This is a genomic window from Saccharopolyspora sp. SCSIO 74807 (assembly GCF_037023755.1).
In the GTDB taxonomy this organism is placed as follows: Bacteria; Actinomycetota; Actinomycetes; order Mycobacteriales; family Pseudonocardiaceae; genus Saccharopolyspora_C; species Saccharopolyspora_C galaxeae.
This window is the reverse complement of the sequence record NZ_CP146100.1, coordinates 4808699-4834043: the sequence shown is the minus strand read 5'-3', so window position 1 is coordinate 4834043 and position 25345 is coordinate 4808699. Positions and strand designations below refer to the sequence as shown.

The following is a 25345-nucleotide window of genomic DNA, read 5'->3' as shown; positions in this document are numbered from 1 at the left end:
GGGCCGCGCGGCCGGTGATCCGCGCCTGTTGATCGTCACCGTCGGCGACCGGGCTCCGGGTGTGTCCGGGAACGCATCCCGCTTCCGGAGGCTTCCCAAGCGGTGATCGTCCCTGTTGAGGGCGCTGATGGTGACGGTGCGCGGTGAGTCGGCCACGTGCCAGGCCCAGCAGGGTGGTGCTTTACCGGTCCGTTACCGGTAGGGTCTGCTCCGCTGGTGGGGTCACCCACTGGTGAAAGTGGCCGTTTGCTCCCCGCAGAGTCGATACGGATGACGATTCAAGACGATCTTGTTCGCCCTTGGTTCCAGCCGGCGGTGCCGCCCGAGCAGCAGCCGGGCCGTCCGCGCCCCGACGCCGGGCCGGTGACCACTCGCTTCGCCGGTGAGCTGCCCCTGGACGCGGCACCGCGCCCGGACACCGGACTCGGGCGAGCCGGTCCGCCCGCACCTGCCGATCGGGTGGAAGTGACCCAGCCCTACATCCCCGCGATCCGCGAGGAACGGCCCGAGTTCGCCAAGCGGCTCAACCCGGACCCGTCCCCCGCACCGGCGCCCGGCGGCACCCCGCCCGCCCCGCACCGGCCCGAGGCCCCGGCCACCGGCGGCACCCCGGCCGCCGGTGGCACCGTCGCCGACCTGGCCCCGGTCTCCCCGCCGCAGCAGCCGGTGCGCCCGGAACAGCCCGCCATGCCCGCACCGGCTCCCCAGCAGGGGCCGTCCACGCAGCGTGATCCGTCCACGCAGCGGGCTCCGGCGAAGCGCCGCAGCTTGGCCCGCCGCGTGGTGCGCCGCATCATCGGCCCGGACCTGCTGCGCAAGGACCCGCCGAAGAAGAAGGGCTGACCCGGCCCGGATACCGTCTTCGCGTGCCGAACCCCGACGCCGGGCGGCCCGCGGACGGCGTGCTGCCGCGCTCCGAGGTCGTCTCCCGCCTGCGCGCGGCCGGGTGCGTCTTCGCCGAGCAGGAGGCGGAGCTGTTGTGCTCCGCGGCAGGCGGCGCAGCCGAGCTCGCCGACCTGCTGCAGCGCCGCGTGGCCGGATTGCCGCTGGAGCACCTGCTGGGCCATGCGCACTTCGCCGGGCGGCGGGTGGTGGTGCGCCCCGGGGTGTTCGTGCCGCGGCGGCGCACCGAGCTGCCTGCCACCCGCGCGCTGGAATTGGCCGGGCAGGCCGGGCAGCACCCGGTCGTGGTCGAGTTGTGCTGCGGCGCCGCGGCGGTGGCGGCCGTGGTCGCGGCGGGCGCACCGCACGCGCTGGTGCACGCGGCCGACATCGACGATGCCGCCGTGCGCTGTGCGCGGGAGAACCTCCCGGGCGGTCACGTGCACCGCGGCGACCTCTACGCCGCACTGCCCGACGGTTTGCGCGGCCGGATCGACGTGCTGGTGGCCAACGCGCCCTACGTGCCGACCGAGCGGATCGCGACCATGCCGCCCGAGGCCCGCGAGCACGAGCCGCGGGGGGCTCTCGACGGCGGCGCCGACGGGCTGTCGGTGCAGCGCCGCGTGGTGGCCGGCGCGCCGGAATGGTTGGCGCCCGGCGGGCACCTGCTCATCGAGACCAGCAGGCACCAGGCACCGCGCACCGCCGAATGCTGCACCGCGCACGGCCTGCACCCCAGCATCGAACAGTGCGACGAGCTCGACGCCACCATGGTGCTCGGCCGCGCCCAGGCAGCGTCCGCGCGCTCCCACCGGACCCGCCTACGCTGGCCCTGACAGGCGAAAACATGCGCATATCCGGGTCTCGCGATCTGGAAGGTGTTGCGGCAACGCAGGCGATGGCGCCTAGCCTGGCCGCAGCGCGAATCCGATCTTGGCGCGGGCCTGTCCCGCGCCGCCCGAACCATCCCTTTGCCGAAGGACACCGATGCCGCTGACCACCCGATCTCCCGCAGCCCCGCTGCTGGCCGACAGCGTGCGACCGGCCGAGGACGGGGTACACCTGCTGGACCGGCGGGTGTTCCCGTTCGAGCACCGGTGGGTGCACGCCCGCGACCTCGAGCAGGTCGCCTGCGCGATCGAGCAAATGGTCACCCAGTCCAGCGGCCCGTACTTCGCCGCGCTGTGGGGCATGGTGCTGGCCGCCCGCGACGCCGCCGAGCACCGTCCCGGCGAGTTCTCCCAGCGCCTGTCCGCCGCAGCCGACCGGCTCATCGCCACCCGGCCCACCAACGACCACCAGCGGCTGGCGGTGGCGTGGGTGCTCGGCGAGGTCGACGCGGCCCGCGCCAGGGGCGAGGACTCGCCTGCCGAGCTGGCCGCGGCCGCGCTCGCCGGGGCGCGGGCCGGTGACGCCGACTACCGCGACCGCAGCCGCGCGATGGGCGAGGCGGCCGCGGCGCTGCTGCCCGACGACGGCGCGGTGCTCACGCACTGCTGGGGCGATCTGTACTTGACCGAGACGGTCGCCGCGGCTCAGCGGGCGGGCAAGCAGCTGCGGTTCTTCTGCACCGAAACCCGCCCGTACCTGCAGGGCGCGCGGCTGACCGCCGAGACGCTGGCCGAGATGGGCGTGGCGGCCACGCTGGTCACCGACGGGATGGGCGCGGCGCTGTTCAGCCAGGGCGAGGTCGATGCGCTGGTGACCGCCAGCGACCGGATCACCCTGGACGGCCACGTGATCAACAAGGTGGGTACGTTGCAGCTGGCGGTGGCCGCGCACGCCTTCGGGGTGCCGTTCCACGCGCTGTGCCACGGCCCGGACCCCGCGGCGGCCACGGCCGCCGACGTGCCGATCGAGCACCGCGACGGCGACGAGGTGCTGCACACCCTCGGGCAGCGCACGGCGAGCCGGCGGGTGCGCGGGCACTACCCGGCGTTCGACGTGACGCCGCCGCGGTTCGTGTCCACCGTGGTCACCGACCGCGGCCCGTTCGCCCCCGGTGAGCTGGCCGCCTACGCCGCGCAGGATCGACAGGAGGTTGTGTGAGCTCGCCGGTACCGGCCCGCTGGGTTGTGCTCGACATCGAAGGCACGCTGACCGCGACCAGCCAGGTCCACGAGGTGCTCTACGACTACGCCCGGCCGCGGCTGGGGCCGTGGATCGACGCGCACCCGCAGGACCCGCAGGTGTCCTCGGCGGTGGCCCAGGTGCGCGACGAGGCCGGGCTCGCCGCCGACGCGGGCACGTCGCAGGTCGTGGCGGTGCTGCACGAGTGGATGGACGCCGACCGCAAAGCCACCCCGCTGAAGACGCTGCAAGGGCTGATCTGGCAGCGCGGCTACGCCGACAAGGAACTGCGCACCGAGCTGTTCGCGGACGTGCCGGGGGCGCTGCTGCACTACCGCGAGCAGGGCGCGGGCCTGGCGGTGTTCTCGTCGGGTTCGGTGGCCGCGCAGGTCGCGTCGTTCTCCAACACCGATCACGGGGATCTGCGGGAGTTGTTCACCCACCACTTCGACACCGCCAACGCGGGCCCGAAACGCGAAGCCGCCTCGTACCGGGCGATGAGCGACGTGCTCGGCGAGCCGAAGCAGGTGCTGTTCGCCTCCGACGTGCCCGCCGAACTGGACGCGGCCGCCGAAGCCGGGTGGCGCACGGTCGGCCTGGCACGGCCCGGCGAGCCCTACGCCGCGGCCGATTTCGGCACGCATCCGGCGGTGGCGACGTTCGGCGACATCAGCATCGAGGTGCCCGCATGAGCCAGGCGACCGCTGCCTCGCAGGTGAGCGCGGCCGAGCTGCACCGCGCCGGGCAGGCGCTGGCCGCCGAGTCGGCCAGGTTCGCCGCGCTGGGCTGGATGCGCGGCACCTCCGGGAACCTGTCGGTGCGGCTGCGCGACGACCCGCTTCGGCTGGCGGTGACGACCAGCGGCCGGGACAAGGGCGAGCTCGGCGCCGAGGACGTGGTCGTGGTCGATCAGGCCGGTGCGGCCGTGCCGGACCAGCCGCGCCCGGACGTGCGCCCCTCGGCCGAAGCCGGGCTGCACGCGCGCATCGCGGCGCGTTCCGGCGCGGGCGCGGTGGTGCACGTGCACGTGCTGGCGCCGGTGCTGGCGGCCGAGCGCTGGCCGGACGGGGTGGTGCTGCGGGACCTGGAGATGCTCAAAGGACTCGGCCGCGCCGCCCACGACGACGAAATGCGGGTGCCGGTGGTGCCCAACAGCCAGGACATGGGCGTATTGGGCGCGGCGTTCGAGGCCGGTTTCGACGCGGCGACCCCGGCGTTGATCGTGGCCCGCCACGGGCTGTACGTGTGGGGCGGCGACCTCGCCGAGGCGCGGCACCGCACCGAATGCCTGGAATGGCTGGTCTCGTTCGCGCTGGCCGCGGATCGTTGAGCGGCGACGAACGCCGAGCAGACCGGACCGATCGAAGGGAGAGCCGCGATGACGTTGCTGACCGTCTGGAACGACACCGACCCGCAGCAGGAGACCTTGCGCACCGAGGACGCCGGTGAGATCGCCGATGTGCTCAAGCAGCTCGGCGTGCGGTTCAACCGCTGGCAGCTGCAGGACCTGCCCGAACTGCCGTCCTCCGAACAGGTCCTGGACGCCTACCGCGCCGAGGTGGACCGGGTCATCGACGCGGAGGGCTACATCAAGGTCGACGCGATCTCGATGAAACCCGAAGACACCCAGGAATGGCGGGACAAGGCCCGCGCCGCGCGGGAGAAGTTCCTGTCCGAGCACACCCACGACGATGACGAGGACCGGTTCTTCGCCCGCGGAGCAGGGGTCTTCTACCTGCACGTCGAGGGCAAGGTCTACGCGGTGCTGTGCGAGGCGGGCGATCTGCTCAGCGTGCCCGCGTACACCACGCACTGGTTCGACATGGGCACCAGCCCGGACTTCGTCTCGATCCGGTTCTTCCACGACGACGACGGCTGGATCGGCGAATTCCTCAACACCGACACCGCCGAGAAGTTCCCCAGCTTCGACGAGCTGATGGCCTCCCGCGGCTGACACCCCGGGTTCGCCGGTGGCCGCACCCGCGGGTGCGGCCACCTTTTCGCGGGTGTTCGCGTCGCCCGCTACGCCATCGGCAGCCGGTCGCTGCTGGCCGAACCGTCGCGCGCAGCTCGGGATACGGGCAGGGCGGGCTGTGATCGACCGCGCCACCCGGAGACGATCCGGGGCGTACGACGGGTCAGCGTGCTGATTCGTCGAGGGCGAGCAGGGATTCCGCGTCGAGTTCCCAGTCCTCGACGTCGGCGAGCCCGCCGTCGAGTGGGACGAAGCGGTCGTCGAGCGGTGCGCCGGCGCGCACCCGCTCCGGCCAGTTGCGGTTGGCCAGCCCCGACTGTCCGAGCGCGACGAGGTCGGCCGGGCCCTGCTCGAGCAGGACGCCCGCTTCGTCGGGGGTGTCGATGTGGCCGTTGGCGATGACGGTGGCGTCGGTGAACTGGCCGGCCAGCGCCGCCAGCGGCCGCGGATCGTCGGCGAACGCCGGTGCCGAGGCGATGTGCTCGGTGGTGTGGACGTAGTCGAGCCCGGCCCCGTCCAGCTCGGTGAAGATCGCCTCGGCCTCGTCGGCTCCGCCGGCCCACTTGTGCGCGGAGTCGCTGACCTTGCCCTGCGAGATGCGCACGCCGACGACGAAGTCCGCGCCCACGGCCTCGCGGACGGCCCGGCAGACCTCGGCGGTGAGCCGCACCCGGTTGCGCGGCGAGCCGCCGTACTCGTCGTCGCGGTCGTTGAGGTAGTCGGTGAGGAACGCGTCCAGGAGGTAGCCGTTGGCGCCGTGCAGCTCCACGCCGTCGAAGCCGGCCTCGCGGGCGCGCAGCGCCGAGTCGACGAAGGCCTGGCGGACCTCGCCGATGTCGGCGATGGTCATCGCGGACGGGACGGGGAAAGGCCCGGATCCGCGGTAGAACGGCAGCTGTTCGCCGCGCGCGGGCTTGTCGGTGGGGCCGAGCGGCCCCAGTCCGAATGCGTTGCCCTGGACCTGCGGTCCGGCATGCATGAGCTGGGCGATGATGGTCGACCCCTCGCCGCGCACGGCCTCGGTGACCGGGCGCCACGACTGCACGTGCGCGTCGGTGGCGATGCCGGGCTGGCCGAAGTAGCCGGCGCTGTGCGCGGTGTCGATGTAGAGCCCCTCGGTGATCAGCGCGGCGAACCCGCCGGCCGCGAAGATGCGGTAGTACTCCCGGATGCGGTCGGAGACCGTGCCGTCCGGTGCTGCGCTCACCCGCGTCATGGGGGCCAGCGCGGTGCGGTTGCGCAGTTCGACGCTGCCGAGCTGGTAAGGCTCGAACAGCCGCGCACGGGTGCTGGTCGACATACCGCCTGCTGTCTCCTTCCCGGGAGGTTCGGGGCCGTCCTGCGGAGCAGGCGCGGACTGGGCATCGTTCGCTTCAGTTCGGCAAAACGCGCCAGCCGCGCCGAGTTGTACGATCGCTGTCGTACCAACCGCGCAACGACGGGACGGCTTGTACGAATTCCGTCGTACAATGTGGGCATGGTCACCACGCGGCACCAGCGCGGCGCTCGAAAGATGCTGCCCCGTCCGGATCTGGGCGAGGTTCGGGTGGATCAGGTGCTGCGCGCGCTCGGCGAACCGGTCCGGTTGGAGATCGTCCGCGCGCTGGCGCGCGCGGAGCAGCCGATGAGCTGCGGGGCTTTCGGGCTCACCGTGTCCAAGTCGACCTCGACGCACCACTTCAAAGTGCTGCGCGACAGCGGCATCATCGCCCAGTACGACGAGGGCACGGCGCGCTACAGCGAACTGCGCACCGCCGAGCTGCAACGACACTTCCCCGGCCTGCTGACTGCCGTGCTCGCGGCCGAGTAGCGCTGCCGGGCGCCGAGACGCCCCGGCAGGCTGCCGCGAACGCACGACCTCGGCTCAGCAACAGACGAGTTCACACGCGCGATGACCGGCATCAACGATCTCGCTGATCCGTTCTCGATCGGCAGCGCCGAGGGCCCACCGGATCGCGCCATGTTCGACGCCGCGAACGCGGCGAACCGGCCGACCGGCGCAGTCGTGCTCGCTGTCGGCCGGCACCGGGCGCCTGCGTCGCCGGTAACCTCGCCCGGGCAGGTCGCGGCGGGACCTGCTGCCGACAAGACCCTCGGTCAGGCGGCTTGGTTCTCGATGATGTCGGCGCCTGCGATGGGGCCGCCCGCGCCGCGCACGTGTTCGCGCATCTCGGCGAGGTTGTCGCGGACCTGCTCGTCGGCGGCGATCTGCTCGACGGCCGCGCGCAGCCGGTCGGCGTCGAGCTGATTCTCGTCCAGGCGCTTGCCGAGGCCGAGTTCGGCGACGCGGTCGGCGTTGGCCTCCTGCTCGGGCATTTGCGGCAGCCCGAGCTGCGGCACCCCGTAGTACAGCGCCTCCATCGTCGAGCCCATCCCGTTGTGCGTGATGAACGCCGAAGCGCGCCGCAGCACCCCGGGCTGCGGGAACGACGGGCGGATGTCGATGTTGCCGGGGATGGTGCCCAGCTCGGAGACATCGACGGTGCCGCCGATGGACATCGCCACCTGCCAGCGGCTGTCGGCGAACGCCTCCAGGCACAGCCGGTAGAAGTCCGGCCGGTGGTTGAACGCGGTGCCCAGCGAGACGAACAGCAGCGGGGCCTGCTCGTCGGCCGGGTGGTAGTCCTGCTCGGCGCGGCGGCCCAGGCAGGGGCCGATGAAGTGGTAGCGCTCGTCGAAGGTTTCGGCGGCCGGTTGCAGGCGGTTCGGCAGGAACACCAGGTTCACCGGCGCGGGCTCGCTGCGCATCGACATCAGCTCGGTGCGGACCCCGAAGCGCTCGCCCAGCGCGGCGAACTCCTGCTGGCTCTGCTGCATCCGCGGATCGGTGAAGTCGACGTGCTGGGCCATCCGGTCGTGCAAGTCGAAGTGCTCGTTGGCGGCGAAGCTGGGCAGCAGCGCCACGTCGCGGGTGCCGAGCTTGTCGGCGAGCATCCGCCCGACCACGCTCATCATGTCGGTGCAGATCACCTCCGGCGGGTCGGCGCGGAAGTGCTCCTGAAGCACCGGGAACGCGTCGGTGACCTGGTCGCGCATGAAGCTCATCATCGACAGCAGCGTCTCGATCGACATCGCGCGGTTCTGCACCAGCGAGACGTCCGGCATCTGCGAAGGCATCCGCACCGGCGCGGCACCGGCGGCCTCGACGGTCTCCAGCATGCTCTCGCCGGTGGCGTAGCTGACCCGGTGCCCGCGCCGGGTGAGTTCGTCGACCAGCGGCAGCGTCGGGTTGATGTGCCCGTGGGCCGGGACCGAGACCATGGCGATGTGCTTTTTCACGACTCCCCTTCGCGCTGTCGATGCGGGACTGCCCTGCCGTGATTCTGCCCGCCGCGCGGGACGCGGTGTGTCCGCGACCCGGTTTTGCGGCGATGCTCACGATCGCGCTGCGGCACTCGACGCACGCGCGGAGCTGCCCTCTCGACGACGCCCTGATCGCAGCGACGGCACCAGTTCGGGCACAAAGTCCCGAGTCACCACCCGGCCGGGGCGGGAACGCCCGGTGGCGCAGGCGAGACGTTCGCCTGCGGACGCCCGAGGCAGGAAGGACTCCGACCATGCCGATGATCACCACCCGCGACGGAACCGGCATCTTCTACAAGGACTGGGGAGCCGGCCCGCCGGTCGTGTTCAGCCACGGCTGGCCGCTCAACGCCGACGCGTGGGACGAGCAGCTGAACCTGGTCGCCTCGCACGGATTCCGCGCCATCGCGCACGACCGGCGCGGGCACGGGCGTTCCGGGCAGCCGTGGCGCGGCCACGACATGGACACCTACGCCGACGATCTCTCCGCGCTGCTGGACTCGCTGGATCTGCGGGAAGCGGTGCTGGTCGGGCATTCCACCGGCGGCGGCGAGATCGCCCGCTACATCGGCAGGCACGGCGGTTCCCGGGTGGCCAAGGCGGTGCTGCTGGGTGCGGTGCCGCCGCTGATGCTGCGCACGCCGAACAACCCGGAGGGCACGCCGATGGAGGTCTTCGACGACATCCGCAAGAGCGTGCGCGGGGACCGTTCGCAGTTCCTCTGGGACTTCTCCGCGTCCTTCTACGGCGCCGACCGGGCGGGTTCGACGATCACCCACGGGGCGCGCAGCGCGTTCTGGCTGATGGGGATGCAGGTCGCGATCAACGCGGCGCTGGAGTGCGTGGCGGCGTTCTCCGAGACCGACTTCACCGACGATCTGCGCCGCTTCGAGATGCCCACGCTGGTCGCGCACGGCGACGACGACCAGATCGTGCCGATCCAGGCCGCGGCGAACAAGTCCGCCCAGTTGATCCCGCATGCGACGTTGCAGGTGTATTCCGGGGCGCCGCACGGGCTGGCGGGGTCGTACCGGGACGCGTTCGAGCGGGACCTGCTGAGCTTTCTGACCTCCCGCGTCGCGGAACCGGCCACCACCGGCTGAGCCCGTTGTGCCGTCGGTGAACGCCCACCGGTGCCGCGCGCGTGCCGTGGCAGGGTCGGTTCCATGCGAGTTCTGGTGCTGGGCGGCACGCGGTTCCTCGGCCGCCGGGTGACCGAGCGGCTGCACGCGCGGGGGGACGAGGTGCTGCTGGTGCACCGCGGCAGGCACGAACCGCACCCGTGGCTACCGGTGGCGCACTTGCGCACCGATCGCCGCGAGCTGGCCGGGCACGCCGAGCGGGTGCGCGAGTTCGCCCCACAGGCCGTGGTGGACACCAGCGCGCTGACCGGGTCCGATGTGGACGCGGTGCTGCCGGTGCTGCCGCGGGTTCCGGCGGTGGTGCTCTCCAGCCAGGACGTCTACGAAGCGTTCGCGGCGTTGCGGGCCGGTCGCCACCACAGCGACGGGCCGTTGACCGAGGACTCGCCGGTGCGCGCCGAGCGCTACCCGTACCGCGGTCTCGGGTACGACTCGGTGCCCGAGGACTACGAGAAGCTGGATGTGGAACAGCGGTGGCTGGCCCGCGGCGCGGTGGTGCTGCGGTTGCCGTTGAGCTACGGCCCGCACGATTGGCAGCGCCGCGAGGACGCCGTGCTGCGGCGGCTGCGGGCCGGTCGCCGCAGCATTCCGGTGGGTCCGGGTGAGTTGCTGTGGACGCGAGGTCACGTCGAGGACCTGGCGACCGGTGTGCTCGCGGCGCTGGATCGGCGCGCCGCGGACGGGATGGTGCTCAACCTCGGCGAGACCGGCACGCCGCCGCTGCGGCAGTGGTTCGAGCAGATCGTGGCCGCGGCAGGCTCGGACGCCCGGCTGGTGCGCGTCGCCGACGAGGTGTTGCCGCCGGATGTGGCGCTGACCGCGCAGCAGCCGCAACACCTGCTCGTCTCGGTCGAACGCGCCCGCGCCGTGCTGGGCTGGAACCCGGGTGAACCGGCGACGCGGGTCGCCGAGTCGGTGCGCTGGCACCTGGCGCACCCGCCCGACACGACCTGGACCGACGCCGACACCGCTGCCGACGAGGCCGCGCTGGCGCACCGCTGATCCCGGTTCGGCCCGGAGACGCCAACTCATTAGAAACGCCCCGAGGCGCGGATCAAGATCGTCTCAAATCGAAATCCCCGATGGGCGCTTCGGGCGACGCCGGGCGGCCTGTCGGTCGAGGTGCTCGGCGTCGACGATCCTCGGCGATTTCCTGCAGCAGCTGCACGAGCTGTCCCTGCCCGGTGCCGCCGGAGCGCCACCGGTCGTGCCGGTTCCGCCCGCCTCGCGGGACTGGGGAGGTTCCCTGGGCGAGGAGCAGCGGATCAGCGTGCAGTGCAACGACAGCAGCAACCCCCGCGACCCGTGGGCGTGTCGGACTACGCGCGGCGGGCCGACGGGGTCGGGCACGGCGCTCGCGGTCACAGCGCCTGCATCGACGGGGCGTTGAACGTCTACTCCAGCGACGGCGCACTGCCCGCCGAGGGCACGGTCTGCGAGCCGGACCGGGGCCCGTTCGACCCGATGCCCTAGGCGGATTGCCGTTCGCCGCCGGTGTTTTCGGCGTCGCTGGTCCGCTTCATCGACCGGGTCAACGCACTGGTCAACGCCTGGTACCCGACCGGGCTCAGCCGGGCGAGCGCGTCGCCGAGGTAGGCGTCGGCTCCGACCAGCACCCTGCCGCGGTCCTTGCGGACCGCGCGCACGACCTTGTCGGCGACCTGCTCCGGGGTGGTGCGCACCCACCGGTCGACGACGTCGCCGAGCGCGGCCGCGTCACCGTCCCCGGCGGCCTGGCCGGAGCGCACGAAGTCGGTGCGCACGAATCCGGGGTGGACCACGGTCGCACCGACGCGGTGCCCGGCCACGCGCATCTCCTGGCGGACCGATTCGGTCAGCGCGCGCACGTAAGCCTTGCCCGCGCAGTAGGCCGATTGGGCCGGTACTCCCAGCAGTCCGAACAGGCTGGAGATGTTGACCAGGTGCCCGTCGCCGGAGTCGACCAGTTCCGGCAGGAACGCCCGGGTGCCGTGCAGCACCCCGTTGACGTTGATGCCGTGGATCCAGTCCAGCTGCTGCCACGACAGGTCGACGAGGTCGCCGATCGCGGCCACCCCGGCATTGTTGATCATGACGTTGGCCGGGCCCAGGTCGGACCGCACCTGCCGCGCGTGCTCGGCGACCGCGTCGCGGTCGGTCACGTCCAGCGCGTAGCAGCGCGCGCCGTCCTCGCCGCACGCCTGCCGGGCGGTCTCCCGGGCGGCCGCGGGGTCCACATCGGACAGCGCGAGCACCGCGCCCGCCGCGGCGAACCGCTGCGCCAGCGCGCGGCCGATGCCGCCGCCCGCTCCGGTGATCACGACTACTTTGCCGGTCAGTTGCCGCACGATTCTCGTCGCCTCCTGGTCAGTGGGATGGGTGGGAAAGATCGGGGAGGTCAGGCCGGGGTGCTCGCGCGCTCGCGGCGGCGCAGCGCGACCGGTGCGCCGTCGGTCGGGAACGGCAGCGAGTTGTAGTTCAGCGGCATCTCGTAGGCGGGGTCCACGGTCCAGCTGAACCGGCGCAGCAGCTGCGTCATGATCGCCTTGACCTCCATGGTCCCGAAGTGCATGCCGATGCACTTGTGCACGCCGCCGCCGAAGGGCTGCCAGGCGAAGCGGTGGTTGCGGTCCTCCCGCCGCGGTTCGGCGAACCGGTCCGGGTCGAACCGCTCCGGGTCGGTCCAGACCTGCGGATCGTGGTGGACCTGGTGGGAGGCGACCGCGACCGGAGTCCCCGCGGGCAGGTGGTGCCCGCAGACCTCGGTGTCGGCCACGGTCTGGCGCATCAGCGACGGGACCGGCGTCACCAGCCGCAGCGACTCCTTCATCACCAGGTCCAGCGCTTCGAGCCCGTCGAGTTCCTCGCGGCTGGGCTTTTCCGCGCTCAGCGCGTCGGCCTCGGCGCGGCAGCGCTGCTGCCACTCCGGGTTCCTGCCGAGGAAGCTGACCATGCTGGTCGCGGTGATCGTGGAGGTGTCGTGCGCGGCCATCAGCAGGAACACCATGTGGTCGACGACCTCGTCGTCGGTGAACCGCGCCCCGTCGTCGTCGGAGGCGGTGCACAGCTGCGAGAACAGGTCCTCGCCCGCCGAGTCCTCGGCGCGGCGCCGGGCGACCTGCGGGCGCAGCACCTGTTCCAGCAGCGCCCGCCCGCGCAGGCCGCGCCGCCACCGGGTGCCCGGCAGCGGCAGGCGCACCAGCGAGGTAGCGGCCTGCACGCAGCCGATGAACGCCTGGTTGACCTCCTGCTTGCGCCGTCCGAAGTCGACTCCGCCCATGAAGATGTCGCTGGCGAGGTCGAGCGTGAGCGCTTTCAGCGCGGTGTAGACGGGGAAGTCCGCGCGCGGTGACCACTGCTCGATCCCGCAGGCGATGGCGCCGTGCAGTTCGGCGAGGTAGCTGCGCAGCCGGTCGTTGGTGAACGCCTGCTGCAGGATGCGCCGGTGCGCGAGGTGGTCGTCGAAGTCGCGCAGCATCAGCCCGCCGTCGAAGAACGGCCCGATCAGCCGGCGCCAGCCGGGACCGTTGGCGAAGGCCTTGTCCCGGTTCTGCAGCGCGGTGCCGGTCGCCTCCGGACCGAGCAGCAGCACCGTGCGGGTGCCGAACGCGCTGAACCAGGACACCGGGCCGTACTGCTCGTAGCGCTTGCGGTGGAACGCCAACGGGTCGCTGGTCGCCTGGAGCGCGTAGCCGAGCACGGGTGGTCCCGCATCACCGCGCACGGGTCGCAACCCGGCATCCGCGCGGTCCGCGGGCACCGTGTCGAGCACGCTGCTTCGTCGCTGCATGGCGAGCACCTCTCGTCGTCTTTGACAAGGTGGCTGACAACGTACGTTGTCAAAAATGGGTGCGGCAAGAGCGATCGTTCGGCCGGAGCAGTCCCGGCCCGTCTCCCGGCGGCGGTCGCGATGTTCGTACCCGGAACCCGCGGAACCGTTGCGCCTGCCGGCTCGCAGCTTCCGGCCGCGGCGGCGACCTTTCCCTCGAATATGTCGCGCAGTGCGCCCGAAAAAGGTCGCATTCATGGTCCTGCACGACATGCCCGTCATTCCGCAAGCGATCCGCGAAATGGCGCGCGCACTCGAATGCGGTTCGCCGCCGCGAGGCGGAGCCCGTTGTTCCTGCACCTGCGCTGCCGCCTCGCCGGGCAACGATAGCGATCAGCGAAGCTCCGGGTCGCTGACGCGAGGGATCACTCCGCAGATCCGTTTTTCCGGCCGGTGACGAGCGCGAAGGTCAGCAGTTCGCCACGGTCGGTGTCGAGCATGGGGATCTCCGCGCGGGAGTGCTGCCTGACGAGCTCGTCGGGAGAGTGTTCGGCACAGACCTCGCACCACAGCTTCCAGTCGAGCCAACCATCGGATTGCGCCCGGCTTGCAATGACCTCGACAAGTCCGGTCTGCTCCCACTCGAAGCGCCACCACTCGGGTGTGTGAAAGGCCAGGACCTCCCAGCCCACCCCGGTTCGCAGATGCGCCGGGGCGCCACCGAGTTCGCGCAATTCGCGGTGCAGTGACGGCACGGCGATCGACAGCTGACCGCCCGGCTTGAGGAACCGGCTGAGGTAGCCGAGGTAGAGATCATCGGTGCCGAAGTAGTGGTAGCTGTCCACGGACAGGACCGCATCGAACTGTTCCGGTTCGAACGGCAGGTCGTGCGCTTCGGCACGCACGGCGTGGACCTGGTCGCCGACGCCTGCCCGAGCGAATCGCGCGGCGTTGTCCTCGGCCGGGAGCCACAGTTCCGAGGCCCACACTTCGACGCCGTACTCGCGCGCCAGGAAGATCGAGGTCATGCCCGTTCCGCACCCGAGATCGAGGACCTTCATCCCGGGCCGGAAGGTGCAGTCCCGGCTGAGGTCCTCGAGCAGCCACAGCGGATTCGGACCCATGCAGTTGTCGACCATCCACTGCGGATCGTAGGTCGCCGCACGCGGGTACTTGTCAGGCATGACGAGTGCATCCAGCGAAGTCACCGCGTCTTCGTAGCAGCCCGCCGAACGACCCGACAACGGAATTTCCCGGGCAGGACACGGCAACGCGTTCGGCTGGGCGAGATGGGGTGTGCGGCCGCGACTCGTTCACCGCCTGCAGCGAATGGCAAGCTGCGCGGCTTTCACCGAACTGTTCTCCCGCTGTCGGGCGGGCAGTTTCTCACGACTTTTCCCCAGCCCGACGAGGAATTCGTTCTTCCTGCACCCGCGCTGCCGGTTGGCGGTCGATGCTCGCCGACCGTGCAGCCGAGCGCCGTTTCGATCCGCGCCGGTGCACCGCCACCTCGCGCTCGCCGCCCCCGGGCGGTCACGCCGCTGCGGCCGCTGTCGGGGAGACTCTGCCCATGAGCACCCAGCGGGTTTGGAAAGGTGAAAGCGTTGCGCAGCGGCGCGCCGACCGGCGCAGCCGCCTGCTGGCCGCGGGTACCAGACTGCTCGGTTCCGGCGGCGGATCGGCCGTGACCGTGCGGGCGGTGTGCCGGGAAGCGGGCCTGACCGAGCGCTACTTCTACGAGGCCTTCACCGACCGCGACGAACTCGTCGTCACCGTCTACGACCGGGTCGCCGCGCAAACCCGCGAAGTCGTCGCCCGAGCCGTCGCCGACGAACGCGGCGACCTCGAAACCCGCGCCCGCGCCACGGTCCAGGCGCTGGTGGACTTCCTGGCCGAGGACCCGCACCGCGCCCGGATCCTGGTGGCCGAAGCCCTCGTCGACCCGGTGCTGACCCGCGAAGGCATCCGGGTCGCACCCGAGCTGTTCGGCCTGCTCGTCGACGAAGTGCTGCCCGCGCGGACCGCGGACGCGCGCGACCGCACGCTGCTGGCCACCTCGCTGGCCGGTGGCATCGGCGCCACGATCCTGGCCTGGTGCGCCGGCGAACTCGACATCGGCCGCGACCGCATAGTCGAGCACGCCGTGACGTTGATCAGCACGATGGTCCGCGGCTCCGCGGCCGGCGAGCCTTCCTGACCGGCCCCCTGGCCGTACCGGGTCCCCGGCGGTGCGGCCGGGACCGCGGGCAGTGCTCACGCGGCCGTGAGCACCACCGGCCCGTCCGCGGTGATCGCCACGGTGTGCTCGACGTGCGCGGCGCGGCTGCCGTCACCGGTGCGCACGGTCCAACCGTCGTCTCCGGTGTCGATGTCGTCGCGCCCACCGGCCAGCAGCATCGGTTCCAGCGCCAGCACCAGCCCGGGCCGCAGCGGCACACCACGCCCCGGTTTGCCTTCGTTGGGCACGAACGGCGCCTCGTGCATGTCCCGCCCCACGCCGTGACCGCCGAGCGGGCCGGGCAGCCCATACCCGCCGCCGCGGCCGAGCACGCCGATGGCCGCCGAGACGTCCCCGAGCCGCCCGCCCGGCTGAGCAGCGGCGATCCCGTCCTCCAAGGCCGCCGTCGTGTCCCGCACCAACTGCTCATCCGCCGGGTCGGCCTCGCCGACCGGGAAGGTGATCGCCGCGTCCCCGCACCAGCCGTCCAGGCGCGCCCCGCAGTCCACGCTGAGCAAATCCCCGCGCGCGAGGCGCTGATCACCCGGGATGCCATGCACGATGGCGTCGTTGACCGACGCGCAGATCGCACCGGGGAACGGGCTCGGCGCCCAGTTCGGGTGATAGCCGTCGAACACCGGCGCGGCGCCGCACTCGGCGATGACCGCGCGGGCGACCTCGTCGAGCTCACGCAGCCGCACCCCGACCGCGGCGTGCTCGCGCACCGCGCTCAACGCTGCGGCGGTGATGCGTCCGGCTTCCCGCATCACGTCGAGTTCGCCGCGGGACTTCAACTCGATCACGTCGACCTCTCCGCTGCCCGCTCCAGCAGCCATCAGCCCTTCACGCACACCACCTGCTTGAGGTGCGCGACGACCTCGACCAGGTCCGACTGGGCGCGCAGCACCGCGTCGAGATCCTTGTAGGCCGCCGGGATCTCGTCGACCACCCCGGCGTCCTTGCGGCACTCGACCCCTGCGGTCTGCGCGGCCAGGTCCGCCGCGGTGAACGCCTTGCGGGCCTTGTTCCGCGACATCCGCCGACCGGCCCCGTGCGAGGCGGAGGTGAACGATTCCTCGTTACCGAGCCCGCGCACGATGAACGAGCCGGTGCCCATGCTGCCCGGGATGATCCCCAGCTCGCCGCTGCCCGCGCGGATCGCGCCCTTGCGGGTCACCAGCACCTCCACCCCGCCGTAGGACTCCTCGGCGACGTAGTTGTGGTGGCACGAGATCGGCTCGTCGAACCGCGTTCCCGGCACCACCGACGACAACGCCCGCCGCACCAGCCCGACCATCACCGCCCGGTTGCGGCGGGCGTACTCCTGCGCCCAGAACAGGTCGTGGCGGTAGGCGGCCATCTGCGGCGTGCCGGAGACGAACACGGCCAGGTCCCGATCGGGCAGATCAGCGTTGTGCGGCAACGACTTCGCCACCTCGATGTGCCGCTCGGCGAGCTCCTTGCCGATGTTGCGCGAACCGGAGTGCAGCATCAGCCACACCCGGCCCGCGTCCGCACCGCCCTGCTCCAGGCACACCTCGATGAAGTGGTTCCCGCCGCCGAGGCTGCCCAGCTGCCGCAGCGCCCGATCGCGCCTGTCCCGCACCCCCTCGTGCAGCTCGTCGAAGCGCCGCCAGAACCGGTCGAAACCGGGTTCACCGGCGACCGAGGTGTCCACCGGGTCGCCGTGCATCGCGAAACCCACCGGCACCGCCTGCTCGATCCGCCGCCGCAACCGGCCCAGATCGTCCGGCAGGTCCGCCGCCGACAGCGACGTGCGCACCGCGCTCATCCCGCAGCCGATGTCCACGCCCACCGCCGAAGGCGAAACCGCATCCCGCATCGCGATCACGCTGCCGACCGTCGCGCCCTTGCCCAGGTGCACGTCCGGCATCACCGCCAGCCCGTGCACCCACGGCAGGTCCGCGATGTTGCGCAGCTGCGCCATCGCGGCGTCCTCGACCTCGCGCGGGTCCGCCCACATCCGGATGGGCACACCGGCGCCCTCGAGAAGCCGCTGCATGGGGACCACCTCCTCACCACGCGGCGCAGGCCCCCAACCGTGCACCGCGCGACGGCGAAACGCCCGCACCGGCAAACCAGCCTGCACGCACGGGCGTTCATCGACGAGTCCGGCACGTCAGCGCACCGGACGGGACGGGCCGTCATCACCGGTGGCGCGGCGCACCCGCCCGCGACCCTCGGCGCTCCCCCGAGCGCGGCCCGACCCAACGATCATGACCGGCGCCCGGCCACCCGGGCAACGGGATTTCCGCGGCTACGGCGATCGCCGGAACCGGGTGGTCAACGTGTGCGCCTTCGCAGGACCCGAGACCCGCCAGCACTGCCACCACCGATCCGGACCCTCGACGCCGAACTCGCCGCGGTAGAGGTCGTCCCGGCAAGGATGGCTCGCCTGCCAACGACCCGTGCGCAGATCCAGGTCGTGGAAGAAATCGCCGTAGTCGAACCACACCTGCGCCTGCCCCGGCCCGATCACCTGGTAGTGCAGCGTGCGCTGCGCAGGCCCGCGATGCGCACCCAGTTCGAGCACCCCGTCCTCGCGGTAGACCAGCAGATCGCCGGGCTCCGCGGTGAACTCCGCCCGGCCGCTGAACTCCCCCAGCCGCCCACCGGCATCATCGGTGATCTCCCGGTGCAGCTCCCACCGGCCACCGAAGTAGGCGGCCACATCGGTGACCGCGAACCCCGGCTCGGTCACGCCGCACCGCCCGGGGCGCCCGTGGAACCGCCGACCACGGCATCCGAGGACTGCTGCTCGGACTCCTTCGGCGGCAGCAACGCCGACACGTCCGAACCGGTGTCGTTGATCTTCACCACGAACGGCCGCGTCTCGGTGTAGCGCACGACGCTCAACGAGCACGGATCCACCACGATCCGCTGGAAACCGTCCAGGTGCAGCCCCAACGCATCGGCCAGCACCGCCTTGATCACGTCCCCGTGCGAGCACGCCACCCACACCGCGTTCGGCCCGTGCTCGGCCGAGACCCGCGCGTCGTGCTCGCGCACCGCGGCCACCGCGCGGGCCTGCACCTGCGCGAGCCCCTCACCGCCCGGGAACACCGCCGCCGACGGGTGCTGCTGCACCACCGACCACAACTTCTCCTGGGTCAGCTCGGAAACCTTCCGGTTCGTCCAATCCCCGTAGTCCACTTCGGACAAGCCAGGTTCGGCGACCGGCGTCAATTCGCGCTCGCCCGCCAGCGCCCGCACGGTGTCCTGGCAGCGCTGCAAGGGCGAAGCCACGATCGACGAGATCGGCACCTCGGCCAACCGCTTCGACAGCCCCGCGACCTGCGCGCTGCCCGCATCGTCCAAACCGACCCCGGGACTGCGCCCGGCCAGGATCCCGGAACCGTTCGCCGCCGACCGCGCGTGCCTGAGCAGGATGAGAGTCGCCACGAACGCCGAGGGTAAGCCCCGCCGCACCGACCCCGGCACGACGGCCCCGGCAGCAGAACGGCCCGGCGCCGAAAAGGCACCGGGCCGTTCTGCAGGAGACCGCGATCAGGGCTGCATCACGCCGAACCCCAGCAGCGCGAACACCGCCAGCCCCAGCACGATCCGGTACCACACGAACAAGTACACGCTGTGCCGCTCCACGAACCGCAGCAGCCACGCGATGCAGGCGTAACCGATCACACCCGCCACCAGCGTCGCCACGATCATCTGCGCACCCGTGGGCTGCAACCCCGGACCGCCGCTTTCGAACACCTCCGGGATCTCCGAGAGCCCCGCCGCGAACACCGCCGGAATCGCCAGCAGGAACGAGAACCGCACCGCGGTCGGCCGGGTCAACCCCAGCGCCAGCCCCGCAGTGATCGTCCCTCCGGAACGCGACACCCCGGGCACCAGCGCCAACGACTGCGCCAAGCCCATCAGCGCACCATCCCGCAACGTCAACCGGTCCTGCGCGCGCTGCTGGCGCCCGAGCCACTCGGCCAGCCCCAGCAAAATCCCGAACAGCACCAGCGTCGCCCCGGTCACCCACAGGCTCCGCAACGCGCCCCGGATGTAGTCCTGGAACAGCACCCCGAGCACCCCGATCGGAAGGCTGCCCACGATCACGTACCAAGCCAGCCGGTAATCCTGCGTCCGGCGCACCTCGGCATCGACCAGACCGCGGAACCACGTCGCGATCAACCGCACGATGTCGGTGAAGAAATAGATCACCACGGCCAGCTCGGTACCGATCTGGGTCACCGCGGTGAACGACGCACCAGCGTCATCCCCGAAGAACAACTGCGACACGATCCGCAGATGCCCGGACGACGAAATCGGCAGGAACTCCGTGAGCCCCTGCACAACGGCCAACACCATGGCCTGCAACCACGACAACGAAATCCACTCCAGCACGTCGAGAGGTGATCCGGTGCAGCGGCGGCACCGGCGCCTGGCTCCCCCTGTGACCGGAGATCTTGCAGCATCGCCAACCCCCGAACGGTGGCCCCCCGCGCAGTCGCCCCGCGTTCACCACGACGCCGCCGAATCGTGATCAACATCCGCCGCGGAACCGCTCACACCTCCGGATCGGACCGCCGATGCGGACCCCTCGGCGGCTCCGGCGCGTTGAGCCCATAACGCACACCGAGCATCCGGATCGCGAAGCACACCGCCGCAGCCCCCAACGCCACACCGATCCCATAAACACCGGTGCGCACCGCCAGCACCGTCAACCCCGCCGCCACCATCGCCGGAATCGCATACAACTCACTGCGCAGCACACTCGGAATCCGGCGGATCAGCACATCCCGGATCGTGCCGCCCCCGACCGCCGTGATCACCCCAAGCAGCACCGCCTGCACACCACCGAACCCCAACTGCAGCGCCTTGCTCGCCCCCAGCACCGCGAACACGCTCAACCCCACCGCATCCAACACCGTGATCAACGGCAACAACCGGTGCAGCGGCTTGCTCAACCCGAACGCCAACAACCCGCCGCACGCCGCCACCAGCAGGTACCAGCCATCGACGAACGTGGCCGGCGGCAACGAATCCAGGAACACGTCGCGCACCGTCCCGCCACCCATCCCGGTGATCATCCCCAGCGTGACCACCCCGACGATGTCCAGCCGAGTCGCCCGCACCGCCGTCAACGCCCCATTCACCGCGAACGCGAACGTGCCGGTCAGGTCCAACGCGAGCAACAGCGGCGATTCGGCGGCCATGCCCCATGCATACACAACGACCACCGGGCCGCACGGAGCCGGGACGCACCCGCGTCACCAGCATGATCACCACCGGCCGCGGCGCCGAAGGGAAACGACGCGCACCGCCACCCTGGCCCGCCCCCACCGACCGGTGACATGCTGGACGTTTCCCCATTCCACCAGGGGTGGCCGGTCCGGCAGCCGGAGACATCAGGAATCCTGGAGCGGTCACCGCCCGACAGCGGGCGCACGCACAAGGAGGTCCTCGTTGCGCCGACTGGTCGCCGTCTGCATCGCCGCCACCGCCGCGCTCACCGGCTGCGGCTCGGTCGGCACCGGCGACCCGCTGCAAGTCACCGACAAACTCGTCGCGGCAGGCCCCGCCGACTCACCACCGCCGACGACCGCACCGGCAGGCACCGTGCTGCCCGCACCCGCCGGCACCCACACCACCTTCGTGCCCGGCACGCTGGCCACCGTCCACGAGCGCACCGTGGAACTGCGCGACGCGCGCCAACCCGACCGGCCGCCCCGCACCGTCGAACTGCCCGCGCCGCCCGCCTCCCTGCAACCCACGCCCGACGGCAAACTGCTGGCCGCCGTACCCGACGCGGACCTCGTCGCACGCATCGACCCGGCCACCGCCACCGCCGAACGGCTGCACTACCCCGGCGGCCCCATCGACGCCACCACCGCACCCGGCGGCGGACTCGCCGTGGCCCTGCGCAACAGCGTCCTGCTACCCGGCGGAGCCCGCGCCGACGGCTTCCAATCCCCCGCCCAACTGGTCACCACCGGCGGCCAACTCCACGTGCTCGACACCCTCAGCACCTCGCTGACCCCGCTCGACCCCGCCACCGGCGAAAAACAACCCGCCCTGCGCGCAGGAACCGGCGCCACCCGCGCCGTCGCCGACCGCTACGGGCGAGTGCTCTCGCTGGACACCCGCGGCCAAGAACTGCTGGCCTTCTCCACCAGCCCGCTGATCCTCAAACAGCGCTACCCCGTGCCCGGCGCCCCCTACGGCCTGGCCTACGACCCGCACCGCGACCTGGCCTGGGTCACCCTGACCGCCACCAACGAACTCGTCGGCTACGACATCGCAGGCGGCGAACCGCAAGAGAAGCTGCGCCTGCCCACCGTCGACCAACCCGACTCCGTAGCCGTCGACCCCACCAGCGGAAACGTCTTCGTCGCCTCGGCGACCGGAGCAGGAATACAGGTGGTGAAGCCATGATCGAAAGCACCGACCCGGAAAGCGATCCCCGCCGCGCCCGGGCGCGGCAAGTGGCCACCGAAGGCGAATGGCACCGCGAAGGCGACTGGGAATACCGCCCGCTGCGCCTGCCGCCCGGGATCACCCGCCCGAGCGCGACCACCCAGCTGAGCATCCACGCCGAATTCGCCGGATGGGAACTGTCCCGCGTGCTGCTCTACTCCGACGGCACCCGCAAGGTCTGGCTGCGCCGCCGCACCACCACCCCCGGCGTGCCAGGCCTGCTGACCTGACCCGGCACGCCGCCGAAACGCCCGCGCCCGCTCACGGCACCCGGTGCGTCCAGCCCGGAGTGGCGAACTTCGACTCGATCAACCGCTGCGCCGCCGCCTCCTCGTCCTCGGTCACCGCACCGCCGGACAACCCGAACCGGCGCCGGAACCCGCCGGACAACCGCTCGATCACCGTCTCCCGCGCCAGCCCCGTCTGCCTGCGCAGCGGATCCACTCGCCGCACCGCACTGGTGATCCCCTTGTCCGAAAGCTTCTCCTGCCCCGTGCGCAGCACCTCGCCCAACTTCGCCGCATCGACGTCGTAGGACATCGTCACGTGGTGCAGCACCGCACCGGCAACCCGCTTCTGCGCCGCACCACCGATCTTCCCGCCATCCGAGGCGATGTCGTTCAACGGCTCGTACCACACGTTCAAGCCCAACTCGCCCAGCACACCCAGCACCCAGTCGTCCAAGAAGGCGTAGGAATCCGCGAACGACATCCCAGCCACCAACGACTCCGGCACGTACAGCGAATACGTCACGGTGTTGCCCGGCTCCACGAACATCGCCCCACCGCCGGTGATCCGCCGCACCACCTGCACCCCGTGCCGATCCGCCCCGGCCAGATCCACCTCGTTGCGCACCGACTGGAAACTCCCGATGATCACCGCCGGATCCGACCACTCCCAGAACCGCAGCGTCGGCGACCGCCTGCCCGCAGCGACCTCCCCGGCCAACACCTCGTCCAACGCCATGTGCTGCAACGGCGTACGCGGACCGTCCCGCACCAGCCACCACTCGTGATCGAGCCAATCGCTCGCCCGAGTCACCGCCCGGCGCACCGCGACACCCACCGCCTCCGGCCCGAAACCGACCATCCGAGCCTCCGCGGGCAAACCGGCGCGCACCGCCACCGCCAGCTGCTCGGCATCGGCCTCCGCGGGCATCCCGGTCAGCGCAGCGTTGATCTCCTCCAACGCCTCATCCGGCTCCAGGAAGAAATCCCCGCTGATCCGGACCTTCACCAACCGTCCGGCCGCAACGTCCACATCGGCCACGACCAGCTTCCCGCCGGGGACCTTGTACTCACCGTGCACCGCGCACTCCCTTCCACACCCGTGCGAACACCGGCCGCCACGACCTATTCCCACCAGCAGGGGCATCGCCGCCACACCCCCGCACCGGGCAGGATGATCCCCGGACACCCGACACCGGGAGACCCCGTGACCCCCAACAGCCAGCTGCTCACCGGAGCGCAGCTCGCCGACGGCACCGGCAGCGCCCTGCGCCGAGCCGACGTCCTGATCAGCGACGGCACCATCGCCGCCGTCGAACCACCCGGCACACTGTCGCACCGCCTCGGACGCGACCTCACCGGCCTCGTGCTCGCCCCCGGATTCATCGACGCGCACTCGCACGCCGACAACGCCCCGCTGCTCGACGAACCCGACACCACCAAGATCCGGCAAGGCGTCACCACCGAAGTCGTCGGCAACTGCGGCTTCAGCCTCGCCCCGCGCAGCACCGAACACGCCGACACCCTGCCCGCTTTCCTGGAACGGCTGTTCCCGCCGATCAGCTACACCTGGACGAACTTCCACGAGCTGTTCGCCCGCACCGACGCCGCAGGACACGTCACCAACCACTGCCCGCTGGTCGGCCACGGCACGCTGCGCATCGCCGCGATGGGCATGGCCGGGCGAACCGCCGACGACACCGCGCTCGCCGCGATGCGCGCCGCCCTCGACGAAGGCATGGCGGCAGGCGCCTTCGGCCTCTCCAGCGGGCTGATCTACCCGCCCGCGCTGTTCGCCGGCACCGCCGAACTGCGCTCGCTGGCCGAAGTCCTCGGCGGCGACGGCATCTACGCCACGCACCTGCGCGACGAAGGCGACCACCTGCTCGAATCCATCGACGAGGCACTGCGCATCGGCCAGGTCGCCGGCCGCACGCACGTCTCGCACCTGAAAGCCGCAGGCGTTGCCAACTGGGGCAAGATCGGCGACGCGTTGACCCGCATCGCCCGGGCGCGACACCTCGGAACGCCCGCTGCGCAGGACGTCTACCCCTACACCGCCTCCTCGACCATGCTGACCTCGGTGCTGCCCGCCGACTTCCTCGGCGCGGGCGCCGAAACCCTGATCGCGCGGCTGGGCAGCCCCGCGGGCCGCGCCGAGCTGCGCGCCGAGCTCGGCGGCCGGGACGACTGGGACGACATCCGCATCGCCACCACCGCGAGCCACCGGCACGAAGGCAGCACGCTGCACGAGATCGCCGAGTGCACCGGCAGCGAACCGGTCGACGCGCTCGCCGACGTCCTCGTGCAAGAACGCCTGCGGGTGGCGATGGTGCACTTCTCGATGCGCGAAGCCGACCTGGAACTGGCGCTGGCCGACGACCACACGATGATCGGCTCCGACGGGTTGCCTCCCGGAACCGGCGGCAAGCCGCACCCGCGGCTGTACGGGACGTTCCCGCGAGTGCTCGGCCGCTACACCCGCGAACGCGGCCTGCTGCACCTGCCCGACGCGGTCCGCCGGATGACTGCACTGCCCGCCCGTACCTTCCGCATCCCCGGACGCGGCGTGATCGCCCCCGGAAACGCGGCCGACCTGGTCGCGTTCGACCCGGCCGGAGTGCGCGACGTGGGCGACTACGAATCCCCGGCCCGGCGCCCGGAAGGCGTGCGATGGGTCTGCCTCGCCGGACGGACCGTCGTCGAAGACGGCAACTACCTCGGCGGCAAGCACGGTCGGCGGCTCACCCCTTCTCCTTGAGTTCTTGGGTGCCGTACGAGCTTGTGCGGGACTGAACGGTTAATTTCGGTCAACACTGAACACTTCGAGGTAATTGACTGATGACCTGGGCGGACGCGCTCGTTCCGGGTGACTGGATGTATCAACCGGGTGGCGCGAGTGCGATCTAAGCCACTCCCCAGCATCATCGGCCGTACCCTCCCGACACCCGATACGACAAAGGAGATGACTTTGGAACGCGCAGACCACGATCCGGACGAGGGCCAGTCCGCGACGGTCAGCACCCTGTCCCCCGATGCGGAGATCCCCGCGCAGCACCGCTACCCGCGCAGCATCGCGCCCGGGTTCGACGGATTCGACATGGACGACGAAAGCCACCTGATTCGCGGCTACGACTGACCCGTCGCCCGCAACCGCAAGAACTCCGGACGCGGTAGCTCCGGAAACGCCGTTTCGATGCAGCACATCCCAGCTCGTCGCCCGCGACAGCACGGGGTCGCCGCGGAACTCGGCCCATCGGCCGAACTGCCGTCCGCGTGCCCGGAAGCCCAGCCGGACCTGATCGGTCCCGCAGCGGCCGTCGCGGGCAT

27 protein-coding genes are annotated in these 25345 nt (G+C 71.4%); 15 read left to right on the top strand and 12 right to left on the bottom strand.

Annotation, left to right across the window (positions count from 1 at the left end):
• The first annotated feature begins 270 nt into the window (after positions 1-270).
• The 6 genes from V1457_RS22100 (at position 271) to V1457_RS22075 (ending at position 4906) form a co-directional block, all read left to right on the top strand.
• Complete coding sequence (locus V1457_RS22100; RefSeq protein ID WP_338596484.1) at positions 271-843, top strand: hypothetical protein; 573 nt, start codon at positions 271-273, stop codon at positions 841-843.
• Between the two features lie 23 nt (positions 844-866).
• A complete protein-coding gene (locus tag V1457_RS22095; RefSeq protein ID WP_338596483.1) occupies positions 867-1718 on the top strand; it encodes a putative protein N(5)-glutamine methyltransferase in 852 nt (283 codons plus the stop codon).
• Positions 1719-1869: 151 nt separating this feature from the next.
• Positions 1870-2931, top strand: coding sequence for a s-methyl-5-thioribose-1-phosphate isomerase (locus tag V1457_RS22090; protein ID WP_338596481.1), 1062 nt, complete (start codon positions 1870-1872; stop codon positions 2929-2931).
• A complete protein-coding gene (mtnC, locus tag V1457_RS22085) occupies positions 2928-3644 on the top strand; it encodes an acireductone synthase (protein ID WP_338596479.1) in 717 nt (238 codons plus the stop codon). The genes V1457_RS22090 and mtnC overlap by 4 nt, the downstream gene beginning before the upstream one ends.
• Positions 3641-4282: a methylthioribulose 1-phosphate dehydratase gene (gene mtnB / locus V1457_RS22080; RefSeq protein ID WP_338596478.1), complete on the top strand. Its 642-nt coding sequence runs from the start codon at positions 3641-3643 to the stop codon at positions 4280-4282. The genes mtnC and mtnB overlap by 4 nt, the downstream gene beginning before the upstream one ends.
• Before the next feature lie 48 nt (positions 4283-4330).
• Positions 4331-4906, top strand: a complete 576-nt coding sequence (locus V1457_RS22075; RefSeq protein WP_338596476.1) for a cupin — start codon at positions 4331-4333, stop codon at positions 4904-4906.
• A gap of 184 nt (positions 4907-5090) precedes the next feature.
• On the opposite strand, the gene V1457_RS22070 is transcribed toward V1457_RS22075, so the two are convergent.
• Positions 5091-6227 (bottom strand): NADH:flavin oxidoreductase, encoded by a 1137-nt coding sequence (locus V1457_RS22070; protein WP_200072442.1) that lies wholly within the window; start codon positions 6225-6227, stop codon positions 5091-5093.
• Between the two features lie 177 nt (positions 6228-6404).
• Between V1457_RS22070 and V1457_RS22065 the strand changes: the two genes are divergently transcribed.
• On the top strand, positions 6405-6737 hold the full coding sequence (locus V1457_RS22065; RefSeq protein WP_233628138.1) for a helix-turn-helix transcriptional regulator: 333 nt from the start codon (positions 6405-6407) through the stop codon (positions 6735-6737).
• Between the two features lie 287 nt (positions 6738-7024).
• Here the strand turns inward: V1457_RS22065 and V1457_RS22060 are convergent, their stop codons facing one another.
• Positions 7025-8206, bottom strand: a complete 1182-nt coding sequence (locus V1457_RS22060; RefSeq protein WP_338596473.1) for a macrolide family glycosyltransferase — start codon at positions 8204-8206, stop codon at positions 7025-7027.
• A gap of 278 nt (positions 8207-8484) precedes the next feature.
• Between V1457_RS22060 and V1457_RS22055 the strand changes: the two genes are divergently transcribed.
• From V1457_RS22055 to V1457_RS22045, 3 genes are all read left to right on the top strand, one after another.
• A complete protein-coding gene (locus V1457_RS22055) occupies positions 8485-9333 on the top strand; it encodes an alpha/beta fold hydrolase (protein ID WP_200072440.1) in 849 nt (282 codons plus the stop codon).
• Between the two features lie 63 nt (positions 9334-9396).
• Positions 9397-10374, top strand: a complete 978-nt coding sequence (locus V1457_RS22050) for an NAD-dependent epimerase/dehydratase family protein (RefSeq protein WP_338596471.1) — start codon at positions 9397-9399, stop codon at positions 10372-10374.
• Positions 10375-10677: 303 nt separating this feature from the next.
• Positions 10678-10845, top strand: a complete 168-nt coding sequence (locus V1457_RS22045) for a hypothetical protein (RefSeq protein WP_338596470.1) — start codon at positions 10678-10680, stop codon at positions 10843-10845.
• On the opposite strand, the gene V1457_RS22040 is transcribed toward V1457_RS22045, so the two are convergent.
• From V1457_RS22040 to V1457_RS22030, 3 genes are all read right to left on the bottom strand, one after another.
• On the bottom strand, positions 10842-11699 hold the full coding sequence (locus V1457_RS22040; RefSeq protein WP_338596469.1) for an SDR family NAD(P)-dependent oxidoreductase: 858 nt from the start codon (positions 11697-11699) through the stop codon (positions 10842-10844). The two genes, V1457_RS22045 and V1457_RS22040, sit on opposite strands and share 4 nt — an antisense overlap.
• A gap of 50 nt (positions 11700-11749) precedes the next feature.
• Positions 11750-13141: a cytochrome P450 gene (locus V1457_RS22035; protein ID WP_338596468.1), complete on the bottom strand. Its 1392-nt coding sequence runs from the start codon at positions 13139-13141 to the stop codon at positions 11750-11752.
• Positions 13142-13545: 404 nt separating this feature from the next.
• Positions 13546-14244, bottom strand: coding sequence for a class I SAM-dependent methyltransferase (locus V1457_RS22030; RefSeq protein WP_338605071.1), 699 nt, complete (start codon positions 14242-14244; stop codon positions 13546-13548).
• A 446-nt stretch (positions 14245-14690) separates the two neighbouring features.
• Between V1457_RS22030 and V1457_RS22025 the strand changes: the two genes are divergently transcribed.
• Positions 14691-15317 (top strand): TetR/AcrR family transcriptional regulator, encoded by a 627-nt coding sequence (locus V1457_RS22025; protein WP_338596466.1) that lies wholly within the window; start codon positions 14691-14693, stop codon positions 15315-15317.
• 56 nt (positions 15318-15373) lie between these two features.
• On the opposite strand, the gene map is transcribed toward V1457_RS22025, so the two are convergent.
• The 6 genes from map to V1457_RS21995 form a co-directional block, all read right to left on the bottom strand.
• Positions 15374-16141 carry a type I methionyl aminopeptidase gene (gene map, locus V1457_RS22020; RefSeq protein WP_338605069.1) on the bottom strand — a complete coding sequence of 256 codons (768 nt, stop codon included), beginning with the start codon at positions 16139-16141 and terminating at the stop codon, positions 15374-15376.
• A 32-nt stretch (positions 16142-16173) separates the two neighbouring features.
• On the bottom strand, positions 16174-17361 hold the full coding sequence (locus tag V1457_RS22015; RefSeq protein ID WP_338596464.1) for an RtcB family protein: 1188 nt from the start codon (positions 17359-17361) through the stop codon (positions 16174-16176).
• Positions 17362-17616: 255 nt separating this feature from the next.
• Positions 17617-18060 (bottom strand): DUF6314 family protein, encoded by a 444-nt coding sequence (locus V1457_RS22010; RefSeq protein WP_200072431.1) that lies wholly within the window; start codon positions 18058-18060, stop codon positions 17617-17619.
• The gene (locus V1457_RS22005) at positions 18057-18761 is read right to left on the bottom strand and encodes a histidine phosphatase family protein (RefSeq protein WP_338596462.1); all 705 of its coding nucleotides are present in this window, start codon (positions 18759-18761) and stop codon (positions 18057-18059) included. Before V1457_RS22005 ends, V1457_RS22010 begins: the two co-directional genes overlap by 4 nt.
• A gap of 105 nt (positions 18762-18866) precedes the next feature.
• The gene (locus tag V1457_RS22000) at positions 18867-19715 is read right to left on the bottom strand and encodes an undecaprenyl-diphosphate phosphatase (RefSeq protein WP_307850234.1); all 849 of its coding nucleotides are present in this window, start codon (positions 19713-19715) and stop codon (positions 18867-18869) included.
• A 161-nt stretch (positions 19716-19876) separates the two neighbouring features.
• A complete protein-coding gene (locus V1457_RS21995; RefSeq protein ID WP_338596460.1) occupies positions 19877-20527 on the bottom strand; it encodes a TRIC cation channel family protein in 651 nt (216 codons plus the stop codon).
• 250 nt (positions 20528-20777) lie between these two features.
• Between V1457_RS21995 and V1457_RS21990 the strand changes: the two genes are divergently transcribed.
• Together V1457_RS21990 and V1457_RS21985 are read left to right on the top strand one after the other, a co-directional pair.
• On the top strand, positions 20778-21746 hold the full coding sequence (locus V1457_RS21990) for a hypothetical protein (protein WP_338596458.1): 969 nt from the start codon (positions 20778-20780) through the stop codon (positions 21744-21746).
• A gap of 50 nt (positions 21747-21796) precedes the next feature.
• Entirely contained in the window at positions 21797-22018 is a 222-nt protein-coding gene (locus tag V1457_RS21985) for a DUF5703 family protein (RefSeq protein WP_200072602.1), read from the top strand.
• A 31-nt stretch (positions 22019-22049) separates the two neighbouring features.
• Here the strand turns inward: V1457_RS21985 and V1457_RS21980 are convergent, their stop codons facing one another.
• Positions 22050-23096 (bottom strand): lipoyl protein ligase domain-containing protein, encoded by a 1047-nt coding sequence (locus V1457_RS21980; RefSeq protein WP_338596456.1) that lies wholly within the window; start codon positions 23094-23096, stop codon positions 22050-22052.
• 126 nt (positions 23097-23222) lie between these two features.
• Here V1457_RS21980 and V1457_RS21975 point away from each other — a divergent pair, with 126 nt between their 5' ends.
• Together V1457_RS21975 and V1457_RS21970 are read left to right on the top strand one after the other, a co-directional pair.
• Complete coding sequence (locus tag V1457_RS21975) at positions 23223-24776, top strand: D-aminoacylase (RefSeq protein ID WP_338596455.1); 1554 nt, start codon at positions 23223-23225, stop codon at positions 24774-24776.
• Between the two features lie 210 nt (positions 24777-24986).
• A complete protein-coding gene (locus tag V1457_RS21970; RefSeq protein ID WP_200072425.1) occupies positions 24987-25154 on the top strand; it encodes a hypothetical protein in 168 nt (55 codons plus the stop codon).
• The last annotated feature ends 191 nt before the right edge of the window (positions 25155-25345 follow it).

What these genes read in the sequence shown, in the direction of transcription:
- V1457_RS22100 (WP_338596484.1), top strand. Translation starts at nt 271, where the DNA reads ATGACGATTCAAGACGATCTTGTTCGCCCTTGGTTCCAGCCGGCGGTG.
- V1457_RS22090 (WP_338596481.1), top strand. Translation starts at nt 1,870, where the DNA reads ATGCCGCTGACCACCCGATCTCCCGCAGCCCCGCTGCTGGCCGACAGC.
- mtnB (WP_338596478.1), top strand. Translation starts at nt 3,641, where the DNA reads ATGAGCCAGGCGACCGCTGCCTCGCAGGTGAGCGCGGCCGAGCTGCAC.
- V1457_RS22075 (WP_338596476.1), top strand. Translation starts at nt 4,331, where the DNA reads ATGACGTTGCTGACCGTCTGGAACGACACCGACCCGCAGCAGGAGACC.
- V1457_RS22070 (WP_200072442.1), bottom strand. Translation starts at nt 6,227, where the DNA reads ATGTCGACCAGCACCCGTGCGCGGCTGTTCGAGCCTTACCAGCTCGGC.
- V1457_RS22065 (WP_233628138.1), top strand. Translation starts at nt 6,405, where the DNA reads ATGGTCACCACGCGGCACCAGCGCGGCGCTCGAAAGATGCTGCCCCGT.
- V1457_RS22055 (WP_200072440.1), top strand. Translation starts at nt 8,485, where the DNA reads ATGCCGATGATCACCACCCGCGACGGAACCGGCATCTTCTACAAGGAC.
- V1457_RS22050 (WP_338596471.1), top strand. Translation starts at nt 9,397, where the DNA reads ATGCGAGTTCTGGTGCTGGGCGGCACGCGGTTCCTCGGCCGCCGGGTG.
- V1457_RS22035 (WP_338596468.1), bottom strand. Translation starts at nt 13,141, where the DNA reads ATGCAGCGACGAAGCAGCGTGCTCGACACGGTGCCCGCGGACCGCGCG.
- V1457_RS22030 (WP_338605071.1), bottom strand. Translation starts at nt 14,244, where the DNA reads ATGGGTCCGAATCCGCTGTGGCTGCTCGAGGACCTCAGCCGGGACTGC.
- V1457_RS22025 (WP_338596466.1), top strand. Translation starts at nt 14,691, where the DNA reads ATGAGCACCCAGCGGGTTTGGAAAGGTGAAAGCGTTGCGCAGCGGCGC.
- V1457_RS22015 (WP_338596464.1), bottom strand. Translation starts at nt 17,361, where the DNA reads ATGCAGCGGCTTCTCGAGGGCGCCGGTGTGCCCATCCGGATGTGGGCG.
- V1457_RS21995 (WP_338596460.1), bottom strand. Translation starts at nt 20,527, where the DNA reads ATGGCCGCCGAATCGCCGCTGTTGCTCGCGTTGGACCTGACCGGCACG.